Origin of the sequence: Paraburkholderia sp. MM5496-R1 (assembly GCF_050436205.1) — a bacterium.
Taxonomy (GTDB): domain Bacteria; phylum Pseudomonadota; class Gammaproteobacteria; order Burkholderiales; family Burkholderiaceae; genus Paraburkholderia; species Paraburkholderia tuberum.
In genome coordinates this window covers 1,360,938-1,384,742 of the sequence record NZ_JBNDLT010000001.1, presented here as the reverse complement: position 1 = coordinate 1,384,742, position 23,805 = coordinate 1,360,938, and the positions used below count along the sequence as shown (strand labels likewise).

Genomic DNA, 23,805 nt, shown 5'->3' with positions numbered 1-23,805 from the left:
CGGGAGAGCGAGGTCGTGAAGCGTTCTAGAGCGAATGGCACTTACTTAAGCCCGTGGAGCGTGCCCATATTTTTGGACGCGCTCACGTGCGATGTGACGAGGCTCTTTCAGCCATGGGTAGGACTTCGGTCTTCGTTTGCGCATTCGTGGTTCGATGCGACCGGGGCGACTCCCAACGCAAGACTGCGTGATCAGGTTGAACAGGAGACTCTGGTTGTGAGTTGCCGTCAGACCTCTGGCCAGCCATTCAGTCCATAACTGCACCGTGTGTTTGAAACTCAGTGTTCTCGGGTCAGTGGCATGGTGACTGGCGGCCTGAGCCATCAGCAGCCGAATCACGTTGTAGGCCAGCAGATGGACCCAGATCTCCTTTTCGTTCATGTGGGCAGTCTGGCAATGCAGCACATCCATGCCCATCGTCGTCTTGATGTTACGTAGATCCAGTTCCACGTTCCAGCGCCTGGCGTACAACTGCGAGAGGTCCTGTTTGCTGGTCTTGCGTGCATCAAGCATCGTGGTGACCAGCACCCGGTGATGCAGCCTGGACTCGCGCACCATCAGTTCATCGGGGAAGGCCTGGTACTGCTCATGCGTCATCCAGTCAGGACGCTGCCGGGGTTTGGGCCACGTCACAATGTGATCGCGCGTGCCCAGGGACCGGCCTCGCCGAAAGTCGGTGCGGCGTGCCCCATGCTGTTCCATCACGACGTCCACCCCGGCGGCGATCATTGAGGCCATCAGAAAGTAGTGGCAGTACAAGGCATCGGCGACGATCACGTCACCTTTGCGAAACGTGCCTTGCAGCATGCGAAACGCCGTCAGCTCCCCGCTGCCTTTGCCCGCGTAAGTTCCGACCGCCGACTCCAGTACTGCGCCGCTTGCCAGACAGATCACCGCAACCAGATAGGCCAATGGAAAGCCCACTCCTTCGGCCTGAGCACTGGACTGCGGGAAACGGGCCTGGTTCGACGGCGTATCGGGCATCGAGATCCCGGTGCCGTCAACCAGCTTGACCGGGCGCCCGCGCCACTTCCAGGCAGGCTCGGCCTGCTCATGCAGTTGGCGCCCCGTCTCGCGCGCCAACTCCCGCACCATCGTCAGCGGCAGTCTCTGGCGAGCGCGGCAGTAGCCTCCCGTACGCACACTCATGGGCCGCAGCCCGTCGGCAGCTCGCTGCGCCGCCCACCCGTTGACTGCCTTCTGACAGGAGGCGTCCTCTTCCAGCGCCTGGCGCATGAACATCGACAGTGTCACCGTCGGCGGATACAGCCGTTCCCGATGTTCTGGCAAATACGCTTCCGTTATGCCCAACAGCCCCGGGCTCGTCAGTATGTTGAAGTAGTCTACCGCCTGGGCCCTGCACGCCCGGCTTTGAACCCTGCTTCGTGTTTGCCTGTGATGACTTCGTGCATTACGATCCATGGGGGCTGATCTTTGGAATGAGACGGTGTTTGCCTGGTAACAACCATCGTATCAATCCCTGGATCAGCCCCCTCCCTTTCTCTTCAAGCACTTACCCGCGTCTTCTCCTCCATGTAGGCTTAAGTAAGTGCCATTCGTTCTAGAGCGCTTGTTCGGCGCAAGGAGCACTCTGCCACCGGTACGGCGTCGCCCAGCCCGGATACCCCTGCCTGACCTCGTGGTACGGTTCCCACACTCAACGCTAGTCGCGATATACGGCCCTCAGCATCGGCAGAATTTCATAACGAAAGCCCCGTCCGGAAAGAATCGCCGGGTCGGCATCGCACAGCGCGTGCATTTGCGCCTCGCCCGATGCCCGGAATATGCCTACACCCCAAGCACCGGCAGGGTCGGCAACCGGGCCGAACACGACGGCCACACCCTTGTGCAGGAGTCCCGTCAAATACTCGGCGTGATGTTTCATGATTTCCGCCTCGTCCGCGTCCATGTCGTGCGCAAAGGTTGCCCGCGGCGGTAACAAGCGACATAAAAAGTGCTGCTGCGCCAGTGCCGGAGGCGTCACGTGGCCGGCAAGCCAACCCAGTACGCGCTCCCAACCTGCGCCATGACCACCGCACGATTCGGGGTGCCCCGAAAATCCCTCGTGCCACAGCGTCAGGCGTGTGCCGCCTTCGATCGGATCCAATCGGATGGTGACGGTTGTCGTCGTATTCCTTTCATCCCAATCGGGCCGCCACGTCTGGACCAGTTTTCGCGCCGGGATGACTTCAAGGAACTCGCCTCCTACACTGAAAGGCTTCCCGTCAACGCCTACGCCATTGACGCGCCATCGCCCGCCTGGGCGCACTTCGCCGGTCCACTCGGTGGTGCGATAGGTATCGGACGATCCCCACCAGCGTAGAACTTCGTCTCCCGTGGTCAACGCCTCGAATATCCACTCCGCCGGCGCTTCAATCTCGACAGTTGCCACGATAATGCCTTCCGTCAGGTCCGCCACCGCACGGGCCTTGTTTGCCATGTGGTTCATGTGGTTCTGGTGCAAATAGGCTGTCTGGACGAGAAGGTCTCGATAAAAACGATACCTTATCGATAAGACAGGACCGCATTCCATACGGTAGGTACAGTGGCATCTTTGAGGCCGAGCTTTGCGAGGTTGAACTGGCCTTTGCGGATGCGATGCATCAACTCAATGCCGGCCAGAGTGATCGCGGCGTTCCTGAAACGCTTGAAGCCGAGCATGGCATTGGTCCGGGACTTGATGTGGCGATGGTCCTGTTCGATCAGATTGTTGAGATATTTCGAAGATCGAACCTTCGTGCCCTCTGGCATCAGGCCGTCGGCCTTCATCTCGCGCACAGCACGGTGTGAGGCGGCATAGCCATCGAGTGTAATGGTTTGCGGCGGCCGCCCCTGATGTTTGATTGCCTTGTTGAAAAAGGCTCTGGCCGCGTTCACGTCGCGTTTCGCCCTGAGCAGGAAGTCAACCGTCTGGCCCGCCCGATCTACTGCCCGATAAAGATAGACCCATTTACCGCGGACTCTCAGGTACGTTTCGTCGACGCGCCACGACGTTCCCGCAGGCGTGCCGAACCGGTTCCAGCGCTTGACGAACTCCGGCGTGTAACGCTTCACCCAACGCAGGATCGTTGTGTGGGCGAGCGACAGGCCGCGCTCGGCCATCATCTCGACGAGATCACGCAGGCTGAGCTTGTAGCGTAGATACCAGCGCACGCACTGAATGATCATATCGCGGTTGAAGTGACGGCCTGAGAACAGATCGCCCATGTTTTTAAGCTTGCTCATTATCGAATCATGAGATCGGGGAAGCAGCACTCTAACCCATCACATTCACTGTTTGCACCAGAACCGGGAGGACCGTCCTGTCAATCCTGATCTATCATCAGGGCTGTGCGCCGGCGAGCGGACAGCTCCCCTGACTTCGCTCGAATATCATGCCTGTCTGCTGCACATCGTGGGGCCGGGAACCTTGTTCATGCGCTTCCCAGACTTTGCGACTACCGCGTCCGACGAGCACATGGTTTGCCGTGTCCCTTGACCGAGAGGGCGAGTCAGCGCTTCGACTTGCCGTTCAAAGGGGAAAAACCGAATGAAGGATCTCCTTGCGAATGATGGCTGGCGGGGGATGCACGCAACCAGAACGACCCACGGGATCGTTCAATCGCGCTCCGTTGCCGCGATCCTGTTCGCCGGCGCTATCAGCATAGCGATCGCGACCTGGGTTTGCTTTCGCTTGGGAGCCGGCGTCGCGGTAGTTGGGTTCGTCTACCTGATCGAGGTCTTGCTGGTGTCACTGATGGGCAGCCTCGTTTCATCGGTAGCTATCTCGGTGATCGCTGTTGGTTGCCTCAACTTTTTCTTTACACAGCCACTATTTACCTTCCGGGTAGATGCCCAGCAGGACATCGTAGTGTTGACCGCCTTTTTTGTAACATCGTTCGTCGTCACCTTTCTCGTGCATAGGACTCGCCAACTGGCAGCGGTCCATCGTGAGCAGGCACAGCTTCTCGACCTTACCCACGACAGCGTGGTAGCTCTCGATATGGACGATGTAATTACCTACTGGAACAGCGGCGCGGAAGCGCTTTATGGGTGGAAGAAACACGAGGCGCTCGGCCACGTTGCCGACCGTCTGCTTCACACGCGTTTTCCTGCAGCACTCGAGGACATCAAAAAAACTTTGATTGAAACGGGCCGTTGGGAAGGCGAGATCGTCAATACCCGGCGCGACGGGTCGGAAGCCGCAGTGGCCAGCCGTTGGGCCCTGGTGCGAGACGAACAGGGGCGACCGATCGCGACCCTCGAAACGGGCACCGACATCACCGAGCGCAAGCGGATCGAAGAGGCGCTGCAACAGGTGTCTCGTTTGACGTCGATCGGCGAATTGGGCGCGTCGGTGGCCCACGAAATCGCCCAGCCTCTCGCAGCGGTCGCCACCCATGGTGCCGCGTGCCTGCGATGGATTGACCGGGACGTACCCGACCTTGAAAAAGTGCGAGCCTCCGTGCAACGCATACTTACTGATGTACAACGCGCGACCGAGATCGTCAGGCGCGTCCGCATGCTCGCAAAGCGGATTGCCCCTGAGATGACGCGACTGGAAATCAACGAGCTGATCAGTGACGTCATGGTACTGCTCCAGCGCGAGGTCTTGAAGTACAACATCACGTTGCGGACGATGCTTGTTCCGGGACTGCCGGCGGTGCTTGGCGATCGGATCCAACTGGCACAAGTCATTACGAATCTGATTACAAACGGTATCCAGGCAATGAGCACGATCGAAGACCGGCCGCACGAACTGACGATCAAGTCGTGGCGCAGCGACGACGGCTATGTGATCGTCTCGGTGCAAGATTCCGGGACAGGAATTGACCTGCAGCACGCCGATCGGCTATTCGATCCGTTCTTCACTACGAAGCCCGAAGGTATGGGTGTGGGGCTTTCTATTTGCCGTTCGATTATCGATGCCCATGGTGGGCGGGTGTGGGCAGAGAACAATGCCGGATACGGCGCGACTTTTCAGTTCACTATTCCCGTGATCGGCGATAGCGGATCGGGGGAATAAAGCGACCTGCTGCCGCCGCACGCTGCCCGATCGGCAACCGACCGCTATGGCCGGTGATGGGTCCAACCAAATGTTGGACGAAACGTCCCTTAACTGAGCGAAGCGGATCGTCGAATGTCCGCCCGGATGGCTGAGCGAACGACAGTTGATGGGCCGAAAGCCGCCCCAAAGGAAATATCGGCAAGTCAACCCTTCTTTCGTCTTTCGATTTCTTGTTTCACACGTTCGATTTCAAGCCGTTTAGCTTCCTTTGTTCCCCATCGCGGTGCTCTGTTCTGGGTGGCTTCGGCGGCTGCACGAATGCGTGCTTTGGCAGCAAGTTGGTTGGCTCTGCGTTCGTCCAGCTCCCTGATTTTGGCCGCTTGCCGTTCGGCGAAGCGTTCAGCCGCGATGGGTGTGGTTCGTTCAGGTAGTCCAGCAAGGACCACAAGCTTGTCGATATTGTCCCAGGTGCTGATCCAGCCGTCGTTGTAGGCAAACTCGCTAATCAACGGGAGGTTGAGCGCCGTGTAGATCGGGACCCAGTTTTCTTCTTCGCCCTGGCGGCGACGCACAGCGAGTTTGGGATTGAACTGGTACCGCCCGGTGGATACGCGCAGGAACAGGGATCTATTGTAGGCATAGTCTCTGTCGATTTCGTTCCTCGCCAGCACGCCAGAAAGATGCTGGCGCTTGTTGCGCTCTGGCCGCGCGATGTTAGCGGGTAAGTGTTGCCAGGCATCGAGGATGATTTGGGTCTGGAACGCGCTGTCTGTATTGCCTCGTATCTTGCTGAATCGTGCTTTGAACAATACCCACAGGGTCTGGAACAGAAAGTATTCAGACAGATGCCGGTCGATGCGGACCAAGCGATCGCCCGCTCTGACATCAATGCAGGGCGGAGCCAGGCATTCATAGATTGCCGCCAGCGGGCCAGCAGCGAACTTTGCATCGCCAAATGCCTGACGCAAAGCCCAGTGCAGGGCATTGTGACCATAGTGATCGACGGCATCGCGGTCGGCACCGCGCTCCAGCAGGGCTTCCACCAGCGCCACGTTTCCTGCAGCAGCTGCGGCCATCAGCGGCGTCTGGTTCATTGGCAGACGATGATCGACGCCATGCTGGTCACACTGCCTGAGGATGTCCTTGAAGCGGTTGGCGAAGAAAGGGACGTAGCTCTTGCGGGCGAACACCGCGCGCTGCTGATCAAAGGTTCGTGCCTGCTCGAATTTCGCCTCGACTGCCAGCCACTCGGCGAGCTGCGGTTCATCGAAGCAGGTGGCATAGTCAAAGAGTTGCTGCTTGCCCTTGTTGCCCGGAGACTGCTCGCGGAAGACCTTGATCAGCAGTTCCCTGACCTTGGTCTCATCGAACACCGGCCACGGCACCGGGACCTGCTTCAAGATGGTGCGGCGGATGGCCTCCGCCTGCTCCTGCTTGCCCTGCAGTTCAAGTTTGCGTGCTTCCTTCTGCCAGTCTTCGAGCGTGGATTGCCTGGCCTCGATCCTGGTCTGGCCGACGATCAGATCCAGCAACCCGAACAGATCATGCCCTGTGTCCGACTCGATCATGTAGATGTTCTTGATGGCGCGCGTCAGCGCTACATACAGGGCATTGACGAAGAATTTATAGACTTCGAGCGACTTGTCACTCTTGTCTTTAGCGCGTTTGTAATCCAGTGTCTCGACCGCCAGATCGGTCTTGGCGATGCCCTCGACAATGTCGTTGAACTCGCCCCGGTGATCCGAGATGAAACGGTAGAGCACGATGTTCTCGTATTCGAGACCCTTGGCTTCGTGGATCGAGAACAACAGCGGCGTGGCAAAGTGCTTGCGGGCGTCGGCCTTGTCCTCATCGCGCATTACCAGGACGGCGAACTGGGCGGATTGGCGAATCTTCTGGTCCAGTTCGCGCTTGGTGGCGTCCTTGTCGGGTATCAGCGTAACCTGGCCGGTCTCGCCGCCGACGGCCTGGACCAGGAAGTTGCTCTCCCGGTCGATGGAGCCGAAGCGCCGCTGCTTGATCTTGAGCAACTGATTGGCGACGCGAGTGGCCTCCAGGCCGTTGCGAAAGTTGGCCATTAGCACGCGTAATTCCTGCCGCTCGGCCAGTTTCGGGTCCTTCCAGAACAGGCTCTTGACTTGGCTCCAGGAAAAGAAATTGGGATGGACAATCTGGTTGGAATCCCCGCAGAGCATGAAATGGCCAGGCTTCTTGATGGTTTTCAGCACGAGCGCGAGTTGCACGGTGGTGACGTCCTGCACCTCGTCAATAACCACGAAGTCGTAGCGCGGCGCAGCCAGCGCTTGCCAGTCCTGGGCGACCAGATTCAGGTCGTAGAGCTTTGCCTCGGCCAGCCAGGCGCGATACTTCTCAAACAGATTGTAGAGTTGGTCGCGCCGTTCTACGGGAAAGATCGATTGACGCACCCCCAGTGCTTGATACTCGTCGCGCGACAGGACACCGCCCGACCCGGCGGCAATCACGCCGCGAATCTCCTCGAAAGCCTGGTGGGCATCGACATCCTTGAAGTTCTGCCGTATACGCGAGTACCAGCCCGCAAAGTCGCGCCAGCTAGCCTCGCGTCCTGCCGGAACGCGGATCGACTCGACAAACTCCCGGTAGGACAGAAATACGGCATCCTGAGCGCCATGCTCGAAACCGTTGGCGTAATAAAGGTCGCGGGCGCTCTGCGCCAGGAAGGCGGAGTGAGTGACGTAGAGGACCTCACCTTCGGCATGCTTGAGCTTTTCAAGCGTCAGTGCGGTCTTGCCGCTGCCAGCGCTGCCGACGACAACCAAGGGAGGTGGCTGTCGGTAAATGGTCTCCTGCGTGTCATCAAACGAGATCGGTTTGTCGAGCAGGTGAATGCCGGTACGCTCGGGATGAAGGTAGCGTAGAGCTTGTGCCTCCCTGATGGCGTCATCAGCGCTGATGTCTGGAATTTTGCTCTCGTCAATCGCCGCGCCGCGCAGGAAACGTGACTTATCGTAGGCGTGATTGGCGATCACTTCCAGCATCAGTGCGCAGACTTCATCCCCGTGGCGCACCAGCGAGAACAACAGCCGGTCGGCGTCATCCAGCTTCGCCCGGTAGAACTTGCCGTGGCTCAGATTGGCGAGCTTCTTGACTTGGGCAGCCCGGAAGTCGTGGCGGGCGATGGCCGCGGACACCTTATCGTAGCTGGCCTTGACGCGTGAAGTGTCGAGGCCTGTGTATTCGAGAATCTTCATGAGGCGATGAGGACAAGTGCAAGAGCAAGAAAGAATTCTCTCATGGCCGTCCGGCCTGCCAACCTCTATAGCAAGTTTTCCGGTCATTCCTGAACGGCAGTTATCCGCCGACCTGGACCGGACGCCCTACGACAGGGTATTTCCTCATGCTGAATGACCGGGTTCGGGCCGTCTACTGCCCGATACGCTTTGGCTCATGTCGACCCGATCCGGCCACTGGATCCCTCGCCCCTTCAACGGCAGCTTCCAGGATTCAACGGTGATCCGCGCCTTTGCGTCGGCGGGCAAGTATGCCTTTCCTTTCCGAACGGTTGCGGATCGCCGGCAACGATCGACCGGCGCCGTGACGTCGACGTCCACTTCCGAAAATACTGAGGGAGCACTCCCGACCCAATAACAGTCACGTTTGCCGAAAAGAGCAGCGGCCGAATGTGTACAGAGGATTTGCCCCGGGTGGCTGGCGTTTGACTGATCTGTCGGGTACGTCGGCTGGTAACAGACGAATTGCGACGGGGCTCCGGCGCCAAGCGCCGCCTGCCATACTTGAGTCGATGCGTCAGCATCGCACCACTTCGGTTCAAATATGCACTTATTGCGTGCATATGCTATTGATGCGCTTCCGCGGCGGGCCGAAGTTCTCGCGAACTCGTTCGCAATCGCGATGTGCGCCAAGGGTTCGCACCAACCCATGCGGACAAAAACGTTGGTGCATTTTTTGCTTTAAAATATTGTAAGGTGTGGGCAGGCGCAGATCTTGTGTGACGCGAGGAAGATGCAAACCCTACCTGTCCACTATTGCTGCAGGCTTCAGGTTCGCGGGTTGCTGCACAGCGCCCACGAAGGTGCTGCCCGACTGATTCAGCATGGTTGTGGCGCTGCTCGAATCATCGGGCAGATAGCTGCGATTGTCGTGCCTAGGGCGGACCGCCAGGTCGCCGGTCAAGCTTTGAGAAGGAGTGAATGGTATGCGTTCCGGAAGATCGCCGAAGGGTGCCGCGCGAGGCTTTATTATCCCTATTGGCGGCGCGGAAAATCGGGTTCAGAACCCGGTTATTCTGCGCCGTTTCGTGAAACTTTGCGGTGGGTCGCGCGCGCACATTGCGGTCATCCCCACTGCCTCCTCGCTGGATGACACGGGGGATCTCTATGAGTCGGTGTTCCGCGATCTCGGCGCTGACCGAGTCAGTATCCTGCCATTCAAGACACGCCGCGACTGCGAATCGGACAGATACCTGAAGGTGCTCGATCGCGCCGACGGGGTCTTCATGACCGGGGGCGACCAGGTACGCCTCGCCGAGATGCTGAGCGACACGCCAGCGGCGGAGAAGCTTCATAGCCGTAACGCACACGGCATGCACGTAGCCGGGACCTCGGCCGGGGCCTCCGCCATGTCAGCTGCCATGATTGCCGGGGGGAAGAGCGGGGCCACGCCCCGCGCCGGGATGGTCGACCTGGCACCAGGCTTGGGGCTCATCAGCCGTTTTGTTATCGACCAACACTTCGGTCAGCGGGATCGGCTCGGACGCCTGCTCACGGCAGTGGCTTCCATCCCGTTTGGGGTGGGCATTGGGCTGGACGAGGATACGGCTGCGTTCATCGGTCCAGACGAAATGCTGGAGGTGGTAGGTAGCGGCGGCGTCACCATCATCGACGGGTCGAATCTGCGCAACTCTGCAGCTGATTCCGTTCGCCATGACGACCCGGTAGGCTTGACCGGAATACGTCTGCATATCCTGGTTGATGGCAATATGTATCATCTCGGGACGCATAGCCTGGTAGGCGGTACGTTGTCTGCGCGGAGTTACGTCCCCAGTGGATCGAACGCTACTGCTCTGATCTGATCGGCTAGAAGAGGCAAAAGCGGATCATCCACGAAGCGGGGCAGCGCGTATTTGTGCTGCCCCGCTCCACGTTCCGGTTGCCGATATAAAATCGCATATCATGCGTCAACCCCTCGAAGACGCGAAGATAAGACGTCAGCTGATTCAAGCCTGGCAGCCACAAAGCTCCGGCCGGAAAAGTGGGTTACGTGGTGGCTGCACGAGACTTGGGCTACTTCAAGATTTGGCCACTCTATCGGAGTGAAAGTTGAGTCGTGCAAAGGCGCCCATTGGCGGTACACGAGGCTTTATCGTCCCCATCGGGGGCGATGGAAGGCTAATACGAAACGCTGCCATCCTGCGCCGCTTCATCGAGATTTGCGGCGGCTCCCGCGCGCATATCGGCATCATCCTTACGGGCTCCGCGACCAAGGACGCCGGCCGCCGTTATGAAAGGGCGTTCCGTGATCTGGGGGGGGATCGGGTCAGTGCCCTCAAATTTGAGACCCGAACCGACTGCGAGGCGAAGCGAAACCTGGACATGCTCGATATTGTCGACGGGCTTTTCCTCACGGGGAGCGACCCGGTCCATCTTTCCGAGACGCTAGGTGGTACTTCGATGGCGCAGAAAATTCGCAACCGGAATGCACACGGTATGCACGTGGCCGGCACCTCCGCTGGCGCAGCGTTCCTGCCCGGGCAGATGATTGCGGCCGGTGAGAGTGGCACTACGCCGCGTGCTGACATTGTTCAATTAGCGCCGGGCCTGGGCCTGATCGAGCGGTTGATCATCGATCAGCACTTTCGCCACCAGGACCGTCTCGGGCGTCTGCTCATGGCCTTGACTTACAACCCACTTGCCATCGGCATCGGCCTGGATGAAGACACCGCCGCCTTTATCGGTCCGGATCATAGGCTGCAGGTTCTGGGCAGCGGCGGCATCACCATTGTGGACCCCTCCCAACTGCAACACTCCGCCATACATCCGGATCGCCGCCATGCCCCAGTAAGCGTAGTTGGCCTGCACCTGGACATACTGGTTGAAGGCAGCCTGTATGATTTAACAGCGCATATGGCGAGCATAAGGAGCTAATTTCGCATTCATCCCGTCAGGGAGCGACTAGTGCAACGAAGCCTCCCGGAGAATCTTGATCTGAATGTCAGGTACAAAAAAGTCCGAATACATCAGATCGTTACCGACCTTTTCCCAGGAGTCGGGCCTGCATATCTCGCACATCTTTTCCGTCCTGCTGTTTTCTATATAGATCCACGACAGAGCGCCAAAAAACCTTTCGTGCCTTTCCGGCAGATTGTCCGATGAGCTTTCCATAGGTACCCATCCTACCGCGGGGACATAGAACTCTACCCACGCATGATCATAATCCGGCACACAGACCGAGTTGACCCTTGCATATCTCAGTTTGTACTCGGGAACCTTGAAATCCCCGACCGGCCTGCATGCCACCCCGCAAAGCCTCATTAATCCTATCAACAGCTCCATGTACTTTCCGCAAGTCCCTTCGCCGCTTCTTAAGGTCTCAACGGGACTTGTATACGTGTTGTTGTAGCGGTACGCCAATCTGCTATAAACATATTCACGCACGGTTTTCGCAATCTTGACTACATTTCCGCGCTCTTTTCTCGGGATCGCCGAAATCAGGTCCTCAGCAATGCGCCTTAACTCTTGCCTATCCATATCGTACCTGAGCTCTTTCTTAAGAAATCGTGTCTTAATTTCGTCTGGATAGCCTGAATCCGGGGCATTCAACTTGAACCTTATCCCATATAGTTCAATTACGGCGCAGTAGCCGAAGTAACGGCGTTCTTTATCAAGCTCAACGCCGCTGAAATCGAATTCCGCAATCTCGTTGCCGCTTTCGTCCCTTCTTATAACCCCAGGAACATCTCCAATAATTTTTACTGATTTCACCTTCTGCCTTCGCGTCTCGACCGGAATCGACAACCTGACGCACATCTTGACGCCCTTGATCCTTTTCAGAATATCATAAGCAGGCTTGAGCATTTCGGCATAAGAAAATTCCACTTCGTAACCATCCGAAAGCCCGAAATTTCCAGCCATACCAAGCCCAATTATTTTATAATCAAGTTTCTCTATAAATCCATCTGAAATGTTCCGGTTGAGTTTTATATTTGGACTGTTGTCGACATCCGGCTTCGCGCCCGCATCATCAAAGACGTCCCAACTTTTCTGATTGTAGTATATATAGATGCCAGATCTTTCTATATCTGATGTTTTAACTGAAGCTATTCCACACGCCCCCTCATGGGGCGTCGTCAGCGATGCCAAATGAGTCCCGTCAAGACTGTATATATAAATGGCCCGACTAATGTCACTCAATATGAAGAGGCGATCCCCATGCAAGGTAATGTCGTTTATTCTATTGCCCACATCCACTGACCGTATTGGCCGATCCCCATCCAGAATGAACAAGATCCCGCTACTGTCAGCCACGTAATATCTACCCTCTTTCCAATATAGACCGACAACATCTTTTGCCTCATTGATTGTGATGGTGTCCATAACTTCATAGACCATCCCATTTTCTATCCCGATCGCATAGATTCTATTAAAACGCGAATAATTTATAATGCCATCCGGTCGCATAAATATGGCGCCTGCCCCCTTGAACTCGTTGAAGTTCCTGAAGTTGACAACACCTTGAAAGAATCCCGTCCGAACGTCAATTTTGCCAAGAGCCCCAAGCTCCGGATCTACGACGAAGATCGCATCTTCCTCGTTGCTATCTATAGAGGTGATGTTCTTTGCAAAAAGCGGCTTTATCGAGGTGACCACAAATCCCCCGGATCCTTGTGATCGATGAGGCACGGGCCGGGCATAGCCCGACCCATTCTCTCCAAGTCTTGTCGAGGCGGCGCTTGAGACCGCAACAGAACTCCTTGATGGTGTGCGCTGCGCCTTTTGCGCACAAGCCACCAAGATCGCTAATGCTGCCGGCCTCTCGACGTTTCCCTCTCCCTGCCTCTGAGGTTTTCTCGCTCACTGTCTCTGAGGTCTTCTCGCTCACTGCCTCTCAAGTCTTCGTGCTCACCACCTCTCAAGGCCTCTTGAATAAAATCGGCAAAGTCCGAGAGGTGCCTTAGATTAGAATCCAAGGAATTGCGCGAAGACCCGCACATTGCTTCATGACGTATCAGGTCCAAGGCGATTTCGACGGCCATCCTCCGCTTCGAGGAGGCATCCAGCGTGTCGTCGTTATCGTTGTAGAGAAGAAATTTCTGTTTCTCATCCATTTTGACTCTCCAAGGTATTCCATGAAGGATGGACTTCATGCGTCATCCGCCCTGAAGCCCTGTCACCAGGTCAGCCTGCGACCGCCTGGCATATCGTCGTAACCACGGCGAAAACTCATTCAGTCTTCGATCTCTCGCGCCAACCGCACGCCGCGCTCGTCACGGATGATCTCCATGCTACTACTCTCCCACTTGAACCCGCCTAGGTCGTCCAGACGGATCCTGGCCGGGATCGGCCTTCTGTCAATGGCGTGCCCTGTTTGCGGATTCGGCCTGAAACGCACGATCTGCTCCCAGGCACGGGTGTAGTCTTCGCTCAACAAGAGGAGCAAGTCGCCAGGCCCGGCCATTTCGAGCGCCGACTGATTCGCCGTCTGCTCATCGGCTATGACCTCGATCTGCTCTGCCCCGACTCCATTCTTGCGTAGTGACTCTCGCAGCATTTCCGGCACTTCAAGGTGATCCCGCCCACGCGAGTCACTGTCCCTGTGACAAATGTAGTGCTCAAAGTGTCCCGCCGCGATACGGCCGATCTCCAGGATGTCCTCGTCACGGCGGTCGCCTGGAACCGTCAGCGAAACGATCTTCGCACGCTCGGCTCCCAACCGGTCTACCAGGCCGCACATGGTTTTCACGGCCGCGGGGTTGTGGGCATAGTCCAAAATCACCCTGAAGGGGTGCTGATCGTAGATGTTCAGGCGACCGGGGGTCTGGAGGAAGGTGTTGTCAAAGGTGCGTAGACCACGGCGGATGCTCTCGAGATCGATCCCGAGGCCGTGGGCGAGGGCCGCAGCGAACATCGCGTTCTGCACATTGTGGAGTGCGAGTCCCTGCACCGTGGCCGGGATCACATGAGTCCACAACAATGGAAAACGGTGACCGATGTCCCACAGGCAGACCATGTGGCCGTTTATCTGTTCCTCCAGCACGACCGCCACGCCTCCCGCCTGGACGTGCTCATTTACCAAGGGGTGACCAGCATTCATGGTCACGTAGCCCAAGCGGTTTGCGTGGCTATGATCCGCCATCTTCAGGCACAAGGTGTCGTCAGCGTTGAGGACGGCCATCTCCTTCGCCACCTCGATGACGATGCGCTTGACCTCCGCCATTTGCTCCACGGTTTCGACCCCGCGCAGACCCAGGTGATCGGCGGTCACATTGAGGCAGCCCGCAACGCTGCATTCCGGATAGCCCAGCCCCCGCCGCAGCAGGCCGCCCCGGGCCGTTTCCAGTACGGCGGCATCCACGGCACGGTCCGCAAGAATCATGCGGGCGGACGTCACTCCGGTCATGTCACCCTTCACAGTCAACCGTCCGTCGACATAGATGCCATCGGTTGTGCCCAAACCCACCGTGTACCCCGCCAGCTTCATGATATGAGCGAGCATGCGTGAGGTGGTGGTCTTGCCATTGGTGCCGGTAACGCTGGCAATGGGGATGGTGCTGGGAGCACCGGGTGGAAACAGCATATCGATGATGGGTCCGGCAACGTCCCTGGGCGTGCCTTCAGTGGGCGCCAGATGCATCCGTAGACCCGGGCAAGCATTCACCTCGCACATGGCTCCGCCGGTCTCACGATATGGCGCGGAGATATCCGTAGTAATGAAATCAGCTCCCCCGACGTCCAGGCCGATGGCCCTGATGGCCCGGACGGCCATCTCCCGGTTGTCCGGGTGCACCCTATCGGTAACATCGATGGCGGTGCCGCCGGTGGAAAGGTTGGCGGTGGCACACAAGTAGACGATCTCGCCCGCCACAGGCACCGTCTTGGGACCATAACCCTTGTCAGCAAGGAAGCGTTCTGCCACGCCGTCGAGCTCCACGCGGGTGAGCACGTTTTCATGTCCCGCACCCCGGCGTGGATCCTGGTTGACCTCTTCCACCAACTCCTCGATGGTGTGAACGCCGTCGCCCAACACATGTGCGGGGATGCGTCTGGCAACTGCCAACAATTGATCATTGACGACCAGCATGCGGTAATCAGACCCCGGTATATAGCTTTCGACGAGCACTGCCTCGCTGTACTCCTGAGCCCTCTCAAAAGCCAGCTCCACCTGCTCCGAGGTAGTAACCTCAACGGATACTCCCTGTCCGTGATTAGAGTCCAATGGCTTGATCACAACGGGATAGCCGATCTGTTCCGCACCATGGACGGCGTCGCGGGCGCTATAGACCTTGCGCTGCCTCGGCACCGGCAGGCCCGCGTCACGCAGGATCCGGTTGGTCTCCCCCTTGTCCGAAGCCAGGTCTACTGCGATTTGACGGGTCTCGCTGGTGAGCGAAGCCTTGATGCTTTTCTGGAAGCGACCGTAGCCGAGCCGTATCAGGCTCCCGCGGTTTAGGCGCGTACATGGAATCGCGCGCTTCATGGCGGCGCTCACCAATGCGGCAGTGCTAGGTCCAACGTCGCAACTCCGCGCATAACGGATGAGTTCATCCAGTTCATGTTCAAAGTCGAAAGCGTCATCGAAGTTCCGCTCCGGCTTCAGCTTCAGGTCTTCAGGAAGGAGGTGCTCGAGCAGGGCCAGGGAAAGGTCTCCGGCTTGCCGACCGACATCCTCGTCCAGGTATTCGTAGACTATGTCGTAATGCCCGCGCGGCCCAGCGGCGCGCGTCTTGCCGAAACTCACATCCGAGCCTGCCACCTTCTGCAGTTCGATCGCTACGTGCTCCATGACATGGCCCAGCCACGTTCCTTCGCCTTCGACTATTCGCCGCACGAACCCACCGGGGGCTTGATAGGAACAGCCATGTTCCCGAAGGCCGGGCAGATAGCCAAGGAGACGATCGATGAAGCCTTGGCCGAGGCGCCCGGTTGGCCACTCTTCAAGCACCCCCAGATCGATGGTGTACCGAATGACCGGGAAATGGGCATGAATATTGGGTCCTTGATAAGCGATGAGTGACTTGACTTCCATTTCATGACCTCCTGCAGTCTCGTTTCAGGTCATTGGTCTCCAAAGCCGCCGAAGTCCCTACAGCCATGGCCTGATCTGATGCGGTTGTGAGGTAGATGGGAGACGAAATTGGGGATCGTGCACGCGAGCACTGTCCGGCAAGCCGCAAGCACCAACGTGACTCGACGGGCCTTCGCTTCGTTTTCATGCAGGGAATGGACTCGGCCAAGATGGCAGAACAGCGTCGCCACGAAACGACTCCGCCTTGACAGCGCGTTGCCGAGATGAGCAGCACTAGCCTTCTTTCTCATTGGTCCTGACCTGGTCCGCTCGATGAGCGCGAGGACCTGACTGGACATGCTGCAGGGTGCCTTCACGTCGTGCTCCTGGCCGGTGGTAGATGTGTTAAACGGTCACCCACACCCTAACGCTCCAGCGTCATAACCTGGAACTGGTCGAGAGTTATTACAGGTAAGACGCGTGCCACTTTGTAGTCGTCGCAACAGAGACGCACTCATGGGTGTTCCAGGCACGATGAATGCCCGGAACCATCTCCGACCGATCGGCCACTTTAAAAATAGAGGCATTTCCAGATAAAGCAACATCTCTTCCGTAATTTTCTGCCCGACATTTGAGATCTTGCCGAATCCGAACGCCTATCGGCTCTCAGGAGCAAGGGACCTCGGCGAGTAACTGTCCTTGCGTCACGGCGAACGTGGCCCAACCGAGGAACCACAGATTGCCCGCGCACCGTTGCTCCATGGCAGATGATTCGCCTGAACAACGTAAGTCAGATCATCCACCATCGTCCACTTCGGCGTGTCGGGACCGAGAGTCTCGTCCGGGCCGATCGCTCGATCGCTCGAATAGGCTGGCGGTTCCGCAAAGCCGACAAGAGAGTGCGATTAGCGACCACGCACATTAGCAACCACGCACGAGTGTCCGGAATGGCCGATGAAGCAACGTTCATCCTCGCGAATGGAATGGCCGCTTGCTGGGGCGGATCGGACGTCTGAACGGCCGAACGATCATGTGGGCGAGTGACGCTGCTTGGCCGATAGCACCAGTTCGATGAACGTTTTACAGAGGTGACGTTGGAATTCTCAACGAATTAGTAAGGACTTTCCCGATCTCGTGGCATAGCGATATGCCAGGATGGTTGGTGCTAGACAACTCATCTGGGAAGGGGAAAGTCATGGACAAGATTACTCGTATCGGCGTGGATCTGGCCAAGAACATCATCCAGGTACACGGCGTGGACAGCATGGAACGCGTGGTGGTCAGGAAAGCCATTTCACGGCAGAAGTTTCTCGAATGGTTTGCCAACCTCGAGCCGTGCCTGGTCGCAATGGAAGCGTGCAGCGCAGCCCACTACTGGGGGCGCAAGCTGCGCGCGCTCGGCCACGAGGTTCGGCTGATCGCGCCGCAGCTCGCCGCGCCCTACCGCAAGGGCGGCAAACACGTGAAAAACGACAGGCTCGATGCCGAGGCCATCTGCGAGGCCGCGGGCCGACCGCACATGCGCTTCGTGGCCGTCAAAACGGCAGAGCAGCAAAACGTGCTGCTGCTGCACCGGATGCGGGACGGTTTCGTTGAGGAGCGTACCGCGCTCGTCAACCGGCTGCGCGGTGAGCTGGTCGAGTTCGGCGTGTTCCTGCCGCAAGGCATCAATGCATTTCGTGCCCACTTCGTCGAGGCACTGGAGGACGGGGCCACCGAACTGAACGGTGTCGCGCGCACTGCGCTGCTGCGAGGCTGGGAGCACCTGCAGGGCCTCGACCAGCAAATCGCCTGGTGCGACGCGCAAGTCGCCACGCACGTGAAGCACGACAGCAACGCGCAGCGCGTGATGGCGGTCATCGGCATCGGGCCGCTCACCGCGTCGGCCACGGTGGCTACCGTCGGCGACGCTCGCCTGTTCAAAAACGGCCGCCAATTTGCCGCCTGGATCGGCACGGTGCCCAAACAGAAGAGCAGCGGCGGCAAGACCCACCTGGGCCGCATCACCAAACAGGGCAACACGTATCTGCGCACGCTGCTGTTCCAAGGCGCGCGCTCGGCAGTAACGAGCGCCCATCGACGAACCGACCGGCTCTCGCGCTGGATCGTTCAGCTCCAGGCACGCGTGGGTTGGTATCGAACGCTGGTGGCTGTCGCCAACAAGCACGCGCGCATCCTCTGGGCAATTCTGGCCAAGGGCGAGCGCTTCGATCCCTCGTATGTCTCCACTCCCTCAACACCGGGCCAGCCACGGTAGGACAACAGCATGAACAGGTAAATTCGCAGCGTCACCTAAAAGCGTGACTTCGTAATCCAGGACGCAAAGGCAAGGATAGCGACAGGTCAGACCGGCAGCGGGCGAACTCGAAAAGCTGTGAGGCGCTACACGAAATGTATTCGCCGTCCAACGGATGGAGTCCTGCTGCGCGGTTACTATCCGGGCCCGGGCACCCGCAATGATAGTGCTCAACAAGGCCGTTTATAGGTGTGCAGTCTGTCTCGCCGCTGAATGCCGAATGTGTACCCCGATGACATGGCAATCGAATGGATGGACGAGGATGGATGGATAAATCAACCCCAGCTTGCAAAAAAAGGGAAGTCCTTATAGGCAGCTTTCCCGTGGTTGGTGTGAACGCGTACTGTCGGCCATCGAGCGTCATTCGTCCGTTCCGTCGCGCAGACATTCAGACGGCGGGTCCGCCCCCGCAAACGGCCATTCGATTGCCATCGGGCGGACGTTGCTTCATCGGCGTAGGCCGACCGGATCGGCGGTAGGTAGCCCAAGAGCGGTCGGTCGACATCGACGTCCGGATCGTTGGCAATCGATGCGCACCCGTATTCGGATGGAGCGTTCCCATGCGAATTCTCGTTGCTGTCCTGCTCTCGCTGGTCAGCGAGCTTTGCTGTTACTGCCTACGATGTACATATCGTTCTTAAAGCGTTTTGGGCCGAAGAGTCGCAGCCCCAATTCATCTTGGCAGAGTGACAGAGCGACCTTGGCGGTGACAACGAGGTCCACCTCGTCCAACGCGACGACGATTAGGGCAATCGTTTGGAGACAGCCATGCATTTCGACTACCAACAATTCCACATCGACGCGTCACCTCTTGATGAAGGCGGCCGCTATTACGCTCGCGCAAAGATCTACCGGCGCGCCTCGGCGAGTGGCGATGCCGTCGAGGTAAAGTATTCGGGCGACCTCGGCGATTATCCCTCCGACGCGGATGCTATTGAGGCGGCGCAGCGTTGGGCGATTCAGTGGTGCGACGAGAACTCCGCTTAGGCTTCACTATCCAGGTCCAGGCTGTCCCGAAGTATTCGCCGCACCCACCAGACATCCAGTTCGGGGGCACGCGTCAGGCGAGAGCGATACGTGCAGCAAGGGCTGACAACGGCCCTCACGACCGGTCTTGCTGATCCCCGGCAAAAGAAGCGGCGCATAATGCACACATCCCTTTGTCAGGATGATGGAGGTAGATGTGACAACTTTTGCTATCGACGCCGTTCGCATCAACCCGACGAACGACAGGTTTACCCATGTGCGTTGGGCTCCCGTCGATCCGGCGACGCGTGAATGGCTGTCCCCCCCGGCGATTGTGGAGGTGGTCGAAGTCGTCGCCGCGATCCGTCGGGGAGATGTTGTTTGGTCCCTTTTTACGCTTGGTGGCACACGGTATCTCGGGCCAAAAATTGTGTCTGTCTCTCACACCGACGGACACGCCGGGATCGACACGGATGTCCCTGGCGATCATGTCGAAAAATGCATTGACGATTTGCCGCACCTTTGACGGCATACCTTTGAGGCCGTCGGCGATCGGACTGTGAAAGGTCTGGACGGGTCGGTAAGACTCGTTGATGGACGGAGAGAGCTGACATTCGCCGACGCCAGTTTGTAAAAGTCAGCAAAGCGATACGCGACAGCCGCACCGATTTGATCGGCGAACGTCGGCTCAGGCCGATGACCCACCCGTAGCCTTTCCGCGACGAAAGTCCGCTTCACTCTTCAAAGAGCCATTGATGCTTCGACATGCCGGAAGTCGGCTCTGGGTCGGCAAGACTCATCCATCCATGACTTAGCTGACATTCATCGGCACCGGGTTGCGAAGGTCAGCAAAGCGACCTGCTGCCGCCGCACGCTGCCCGATCGGCAACCGACCGCTATGGCCGAAGTGTACGCGACGGTTATCAGGCAGGTCTTCTGGAGAACCAGCCATCCGGATGACGGCTTTGAGGATAAGGGGGCCGGATTCGCCCGATGAGAGGTGCGCCAAAAAGCGGGCGCACGAGCCGGGACGTAGCATTGTTTCGCACGGCTAGCGTCGGTCGCGCTCGATTTCAGTCTGTTCTGGGCTGCTTCGTACGGACCAACCCCGCGCCTGGTCGCGTCGCTCGGAAAATATCGAGGGTACAAGGCAGGGAGATACTCTCCGTACCATAACTTGGACGCCCACATCCTGACGACACGCCTGAATATGAGCGGTGGCGACCGCGCGCTAAACTGGGTGTGTGCTATCGAAAAGTTCGGTGGGTCGAGCGCAAGACGATGAAATTCACCCGAATGATGGTCGGCCTCGCCGTCGCGTACATGACCGTGTTAGCCGGAGTCGCCATCTTGCAGGATCGTTTTCTCTACTTCCCTCAGAAGGCCGCAATCGAGGAGGTCACCTCCGGCGGACTGCGCGCCTGGCCGACACCTGAGGCGTTCAGGGGCCTCGTGGCGGAGCCGGCCGGGTCCGCGCGCGCCACGGTCATCGTCTTTCATGGCAACGCGGGGCATGCCGGCCACCGCTCATTCTATGCCGCGGCGCTCACCCGGCTCGGGCTGCGCGTGATTCTCGCCGAATATCCAGGCTACGGGCCGCGCGCCGGGGCGTTAGGCGAAGCGAGTTTTGTCGACGATGCTCAACAGACCATCGCGCTCGCACATCGCCTCTTTGGAGCGCCGCTCCTGCTCATCGGCGAATCGCTTGGGGGCGGCGTCGTGGCCGCAGCCGGCTCGCGTGAACACGACAAGATCGCCGGTTTAATGATGATCACGCCATGGGATCGGCTCGAGCACGTTGCCGCTTACCACTATCCGTGGCTGCCCGTGAAGTGGCTGCTGCGCGACCAGTACGACAGCGTGACCCATCTGGCGTCGTTCGACCGCCCGATTCTCGTCGTGGTTGCGGAACGCGACAGCATCGTCCCTACGCGCTACGGCGAGGCGCTTTACAACTCGCTGTCCGTACCGAGAAAACTCGTGGTGGTGAAAGCGGCTGACCATAACGACTGGATTGGCCACGTCGACGAAACCTGGTGGCGGGAGGCGACCGACTTCCTTCTCACGCCTTTGCATTGAAATATGAAGACGCCACCGGTCTCGTTTGGCTCGGAGCGCATCTATGTTCTCGATGCGAAGAACAGGCCTGTCGAGGTGTTCGACCACGGCGCGTGGTCGCGCTGGATGACGGAAAACGAACTGATCTTCCGCCGCACACTGCTGGACGACTACGGTGTAACAGTCACGACCCGCTTCCGTGGTGTGTCCAAACCGAAAACCGGGGAGGCTTTGCTGTTCGTGACGCGCGTCGCCGGAATGCAGGCGCAAGACAACAGGAGCTACGGAGCAAGTACGCTCGATGAGGCGCTGGAGCAGCATGAGCGCATCGTGCAGAAAATCCTCCGGATAATGACAGGGCGGTGACCATCACAGCATGACGATTCTGCGGAGCCGTAACCCTAGGGAGTCGTCCATACATGGTGAAAACGGCGCAAGCGAATCGGTTAGAGTGTCCTGCTGAACGAATAGAGAGCCGTCGTGGCGTGTCGATGAAACGTAGCTGAAGATCCGCGGCAGGTGGGTGTAGGTCTGCCGGGCGGTGAATCGGGCCGGCCAGACAGTTGACTTCATGCTACGTGCAAAGCGCGACGTGAAGGCGGCCAAAGCCTTTTTCAGGAAAGCTCTCAAACATCAGGGCAAGCCGCCGAAGACCATCTCACTGGATGGCTATGCCGCCCCACAACGCGCGGTGCGTGAGATGAAGGTTCGATCCTCGAAATATCTCAATAACCTGATTGAACAGGACCTACCTGTCTAGCCGTGAGGAAACTGATGAGCCGCGAATGATCTGTGGGCTTTACGAACCCTCATTGTCCGATGACGTCGAAACGCTCCTCGGCGAAATGAACCTGGGGAAACTTCAAGAAGGTCTTGTACATAACCGCTGCAGGAAAAGCAGTCGATCACACGACCCCGGGCTTCGATCGCGCTTATTCGGCCGCGATGGACATTTCCCGACAACATGCCCACGCGAGAAGAAAGTTCTACGACATCCACGTGCGCACGCCGTCCGACACAACACAAAAGGCGCTCGAATATATTGGCGGGCTCTATGACATCGAGGCCTCCATTCGCGGCAAGCCAGCGGCCGAACGGCTGCGAATACGGCAGGAGAGAGCCAGGCCACTGCTTCAAATCTACGAAGCGTGGCTCAGGGCAAAGCTCGAAACGCTTTCGTCAAAGTCCGATGCAGCCAGGGCAATCAACTACTCGCTGAACCAGTGGAGCGCACCGACGCTGTATTGCGAAGACGGTACGCTCGAGATCGACAACAACATCGCGGCGAACGGGCAGCCGCGATGTACGCACTGATCGGAACTTGCGCACTGAATGACATCGATCCGCGCGCCTACCTAGGACTACGTGCTAACCCACATCGCGCCGACCACAAAATCAATTGCATCGCGACGAGCTCCTGCCTTGGTGTGTAGCCAACAAACTGCACACGCGAGCCAGTCCGCCGAATCGCGCCACCTGACCGCCAGCTCCAGTTCGCCATCATGCCTCACGCGCGCGCGAATGGACGAACGGCCCAGCTGAGCCGCTTACTGAGAACGAGAGCCGGTCGACAGCGCACCTCAATCCCACCGCTCGTCACGCACCTGAACGACGCCCGCCTCGATCCGCACCGGAAACGCCACCACATCCTCATATGCCGGCGGCGCCAGCACCTTTCCGGTCCTGATGCAAAATCGTGCACCGTGGCGCGGACAGACGACCACGTCGCCTTCCACCACACCGCCAGTCAGGATGCCGCCGTCGTGCGGGCAGACATCCTCGATTGCGTAACAGGTGCCGTCGACGTTGAACACAGCAACCTGCGCGCCATCGACCTCGACGCTGCGAACAGACCCGGCCGGAAAGTCCCCGATCGCAGCGACATCGACCCAGTCGGACATGTCAAAGCATCCCCAATTGCAGGCGCGCCGCATCCGACATCCGGTCTCTCGACCACGGCGGATCCCACACCAGTTCAACGTGCACGTCGTTCACTCCGCTCGCCGAGAACACCGCATCCTCCACCGTCGCCGGGAAGGTCTGCGCGACCGGGCAGCCGGGCGCGGTCAGCGTCATGCGGATCCCAACGCGGCCTTCGGCTTCGTCCACGTCAAGACCATAAACAAGCCCCAGATCGTAGATGTTGACCGGAATCTCCGGGTCGAACACGGTGCGCAGTGCATCGATCACGCGTTCTTCAAGACCTTCTGTTGTCGTGCCACTCCCGGGTTGTGCGGCCTCAGCACGCTTCAGCCAGTCGAATGTGCTCATCGTCTGC

The 23,805-nt window shown here is 58.5% G+C and carries 17 protein-coding genes and 2 pseudogenes; 10 read left to right on the top strand and 9 right to left on the bottom strand.

Annotation, left to right across the window (positions count from 1 at the left end; all coding sequences use genetic code 11):
* Positions 1-45 precede the first annotated feature (45 nt).
* The 3 genes from OKW38_RS06655 to OKW38_RS06645 all read right to left on the bottom strand — a co-directional run bounded on the left by OKW38_RS06655 (position 46) and on the right by OKW38_RS06645 (position 3,225).
* On the bottom strand, positions 46-1,422 hold the full coding sequence (locus OKW38_RS06655; protein ID WP_090800641.1) for an IS4 family transposase: 1,377 nt from the start codon (positions 1,420-1,422) through the stop codon (positions 46-48).
* A gap of 241 nt (positions 1,423-1,663) precedes the next feature.
* Positions 1,664-2,449 carry an SRPBCC domain-containing protein gene (locus tag OKW38_RS06650; RefSeq protein WP_429360591.1) on the bottom strand — a complete coding sequence of 262 codons (786 nt, stop codon included), beginning with the start codon at positions 2,447-2,449 and terminating at the stop codon, positions 1,664-1,666.
* A 56-nt stretch (positions 2,450-2,505) separates the two neighbouring features.
* A complete protein-coding gene (locus OKW38_RS06645; RefSeq protein WP_429360714.1) occupies positions 2,506-3,225 on the bottom strand; it encodes an IS6 family transposase in 720 nt (239 codons plus the stop codon).
* A gap of 304 nt (positions 3,226-3,529) precedes the next feature.
* On the opposite strand from OKW38_RS06645, the gene OKW38_RS06640 reads away from it, so the two are divergent.
* Entirely contained in the window at positions 3,530-5,005 is a 1,476-nt protein-coding gene (locus OKW38_RS06640; protein ID WP_429360590.1) for an ATP-binding protein, read from the top strand.
* A gap of 185 nt (positions 5,006-5,190) precedes the next feature.
* On the opposite strand, the gene OKW38_RS06635 is transcribed toward OKW38_RS06640, so the two are convergent.
* Positions 5,191-8,217 carry an ankyrin repeat domain-containing protein gene (locus OKW38_RS06635; RefSeq protein ID WP_429360588.1) on the bottom strand — a complete coding sequence of 1,009 codons (3,027 nt, stop codon included), beginning with the start codon at positions 8,215-8,217 and terminating at the stop codon, positions 5,191-5,193.
* A 965-nt stretch (positions 8,218-9,182) separates the two neighbouring features.
* On the opposite strand from OKW38_RS06635, the gene OKW38_RS06630 reads away from it, so the two are divergent.
* Both OKW38_RS06630 and OKW38_RS06625 read left to right on the top strand, forming a co-directional pair.
* Positions 9,183-10,058 carry a cyanophycinase gene (locus tag OKW38_RS06630; protein ID WP_429332387.1) on the top strand — a complete coding sequence of 292 codons (876 nt, stop codon included), beginning with the start codon at positions 9,183-9,185 and terminating at the stop codon, positions 10,056-10,058.
* 247 nt (positions 10,059-10,305) lie between these two features.
* Positions 10,306-11,130, top strand: a complete 825-nt coding sequence (locus OKW38_RS06625) for a cyanophycinase (RefSeq protein ID WP_429332388.1) — start codon at positions 10,306-10,308, stop codon at positions 11,128-11,130.
* 27 nt (positions 11,131-11,157) lie between these two features.
* On the opposite strand, the gene OKW38_RS06620 is transcribed toward OKW38_RS06625, so the two are convergent.
* The 3 genes from OKW38_RS06620 to cphA all read right to left on the bottom strand — a co-directional run bounded on the left by OKW38_RS06620 (position 11,158) and on the right by cphA (position 16,228).
* The gene (locus OKW38_RS06620) at positions 11,158-12,852 is read right to left on the bottom strand and encodes a transglutaminase domain-containing protein (protein WP_429360586.1); all 1,695 of its coding nucleotides are present in this window, start codon (positions 12,850-12,852) and stop codon (positions 11,158-11,160) included.
* Positions 12,853-13,001: 149 nt separating this feature from the next.
* Positions 13,002-13,349: a hypothetical protein gene (locus tag OKW38_RS06615; RefSeq protein WP_429332390.1), complete on the bottom strand. Its 348-nt coding sequence runs from the start codon at positions 13,347-13,349 to the stop codon at positions 13,002-13,004.
* Positions 13,350-13,429: 80 nt separating this feature from the next.
* The gene (gene cphA, locus OKW38_RS06610) at positions 13,430-16,228 is read right to left on the bottom strand and encodes a cyanophycin synthetase (RefSeq protein WP_429360584.1); all 2,799 of its coding nucleotides are present in this window, start codon (positions 16,226-16,228) and stop codon (positions 13,430-13,432) included.
* A gap of 1,174 nt (positions 16,229-17,402) precedes the next feature.
* Here cphA and OKW38_RS06605 point away from each other — a divergent pair.
* From OKW38_RS06605 to OKW38_RS06575, 7 genes and pseudogenes are all read left to right on the top strand, one after another.
* Positions 17,403-18,464, top strand: coding sequence for an IS110 family transposase (locus tag OKW38_RS06605; protein WP_429359779.1), 1,062 nt, complete (start codon positions 17,403-17,405; stop codon positions 18,462-18,464).
* Between the two features lie 807 nt (positions 18,465-19,271).
* Complete coding sequence (locus OKW38_RS06600) at positions 19,272-19,490, top strand: hypothetical protein (RefSeq protein WP_090811471.1); 219 nt, start codon at positions 19,272-19,274, stop codon at positions 19,488-19,490.
* A gap of 196 nt (positions 19,491-19,686) precedes the next feature.
* Positions 19,687-19,995, top strand: a complete 309-nt coding sequence (locus OKW38_RS06595) for a hypothetical protein (protein ID WP_429332392.1) — start codon at positions 19,687-19,689, stop codon at positions 19,993-19,995.
* A 755-nt stretch (positions 19,996-20,750) separates the two neighbouring features.
* The gene (locus OKW38_RS06590) at positions 20,751-21,548 is read left to right on the top strand and encodes an alpha/beta hydrolase (protein ID WP_429360583.1); all 798 of its coding nucleotides are present in this window, start codon (positions 20,751-20,753) and stop codon (positions 21,546-21,548) included.
* Positions 21,549-21,551: 3 nt separating this feature from the next.
* Entirely contained in the window at positions 21,552-21,893 is a 342-nt protein-coding gene (locus OKW38_RS06585; RefSeq protein WP_429360581.1) for a hypothetical protein, read from the top strand.
* A 112-nt stretch (positions 21,894-22,005) separates the two neighbouring features.
* Positions 22,006-22,275 (top strand): annotated as a pseudogene (locus tag OKW38_RS06580) (DDE-type integrase/transposase/recombinase); the annotation flags it as partial.
* Between the two features lie 215 nt (positions 22,276-22,490).
* Positions 22,491-23,007: pseudogene (locus OKW38_RS06575) on the top strand (IS66 family transposase); the annotation flags it as partial.
* A gap of 100 nt (positions 23,008-23,107) precedes the next feature.
* On the opposite strand, the gene nirD reads toward OKW38_RS06575, so the two are convergent.
* Positions 23,108-23,428 (bottom strand): nitrite reductase small subunit NirD, encoded by a 321-nt coding sequence (nirD, locus tag OKW38_RS06570; RefSeq protein WP_090811477.1) that lies wholly within the window; start codon positions 23,426-23,428, stop codon positions 23,108-23,110.
* A gap of 1 nt (position 23,429) precedes the next feature.
* A complete protein-coding gene (locus OKW38_RS06565; protein WP_090811480.1) occupies positions 23,430-23,798 on the bottom strand; it encodes an SUF system Fe-S cluster assembly protein in 369 nt (122 codons plus the stop codon).
* Positions 23,799-23,805: the final 7 nt, after the last annotated feature.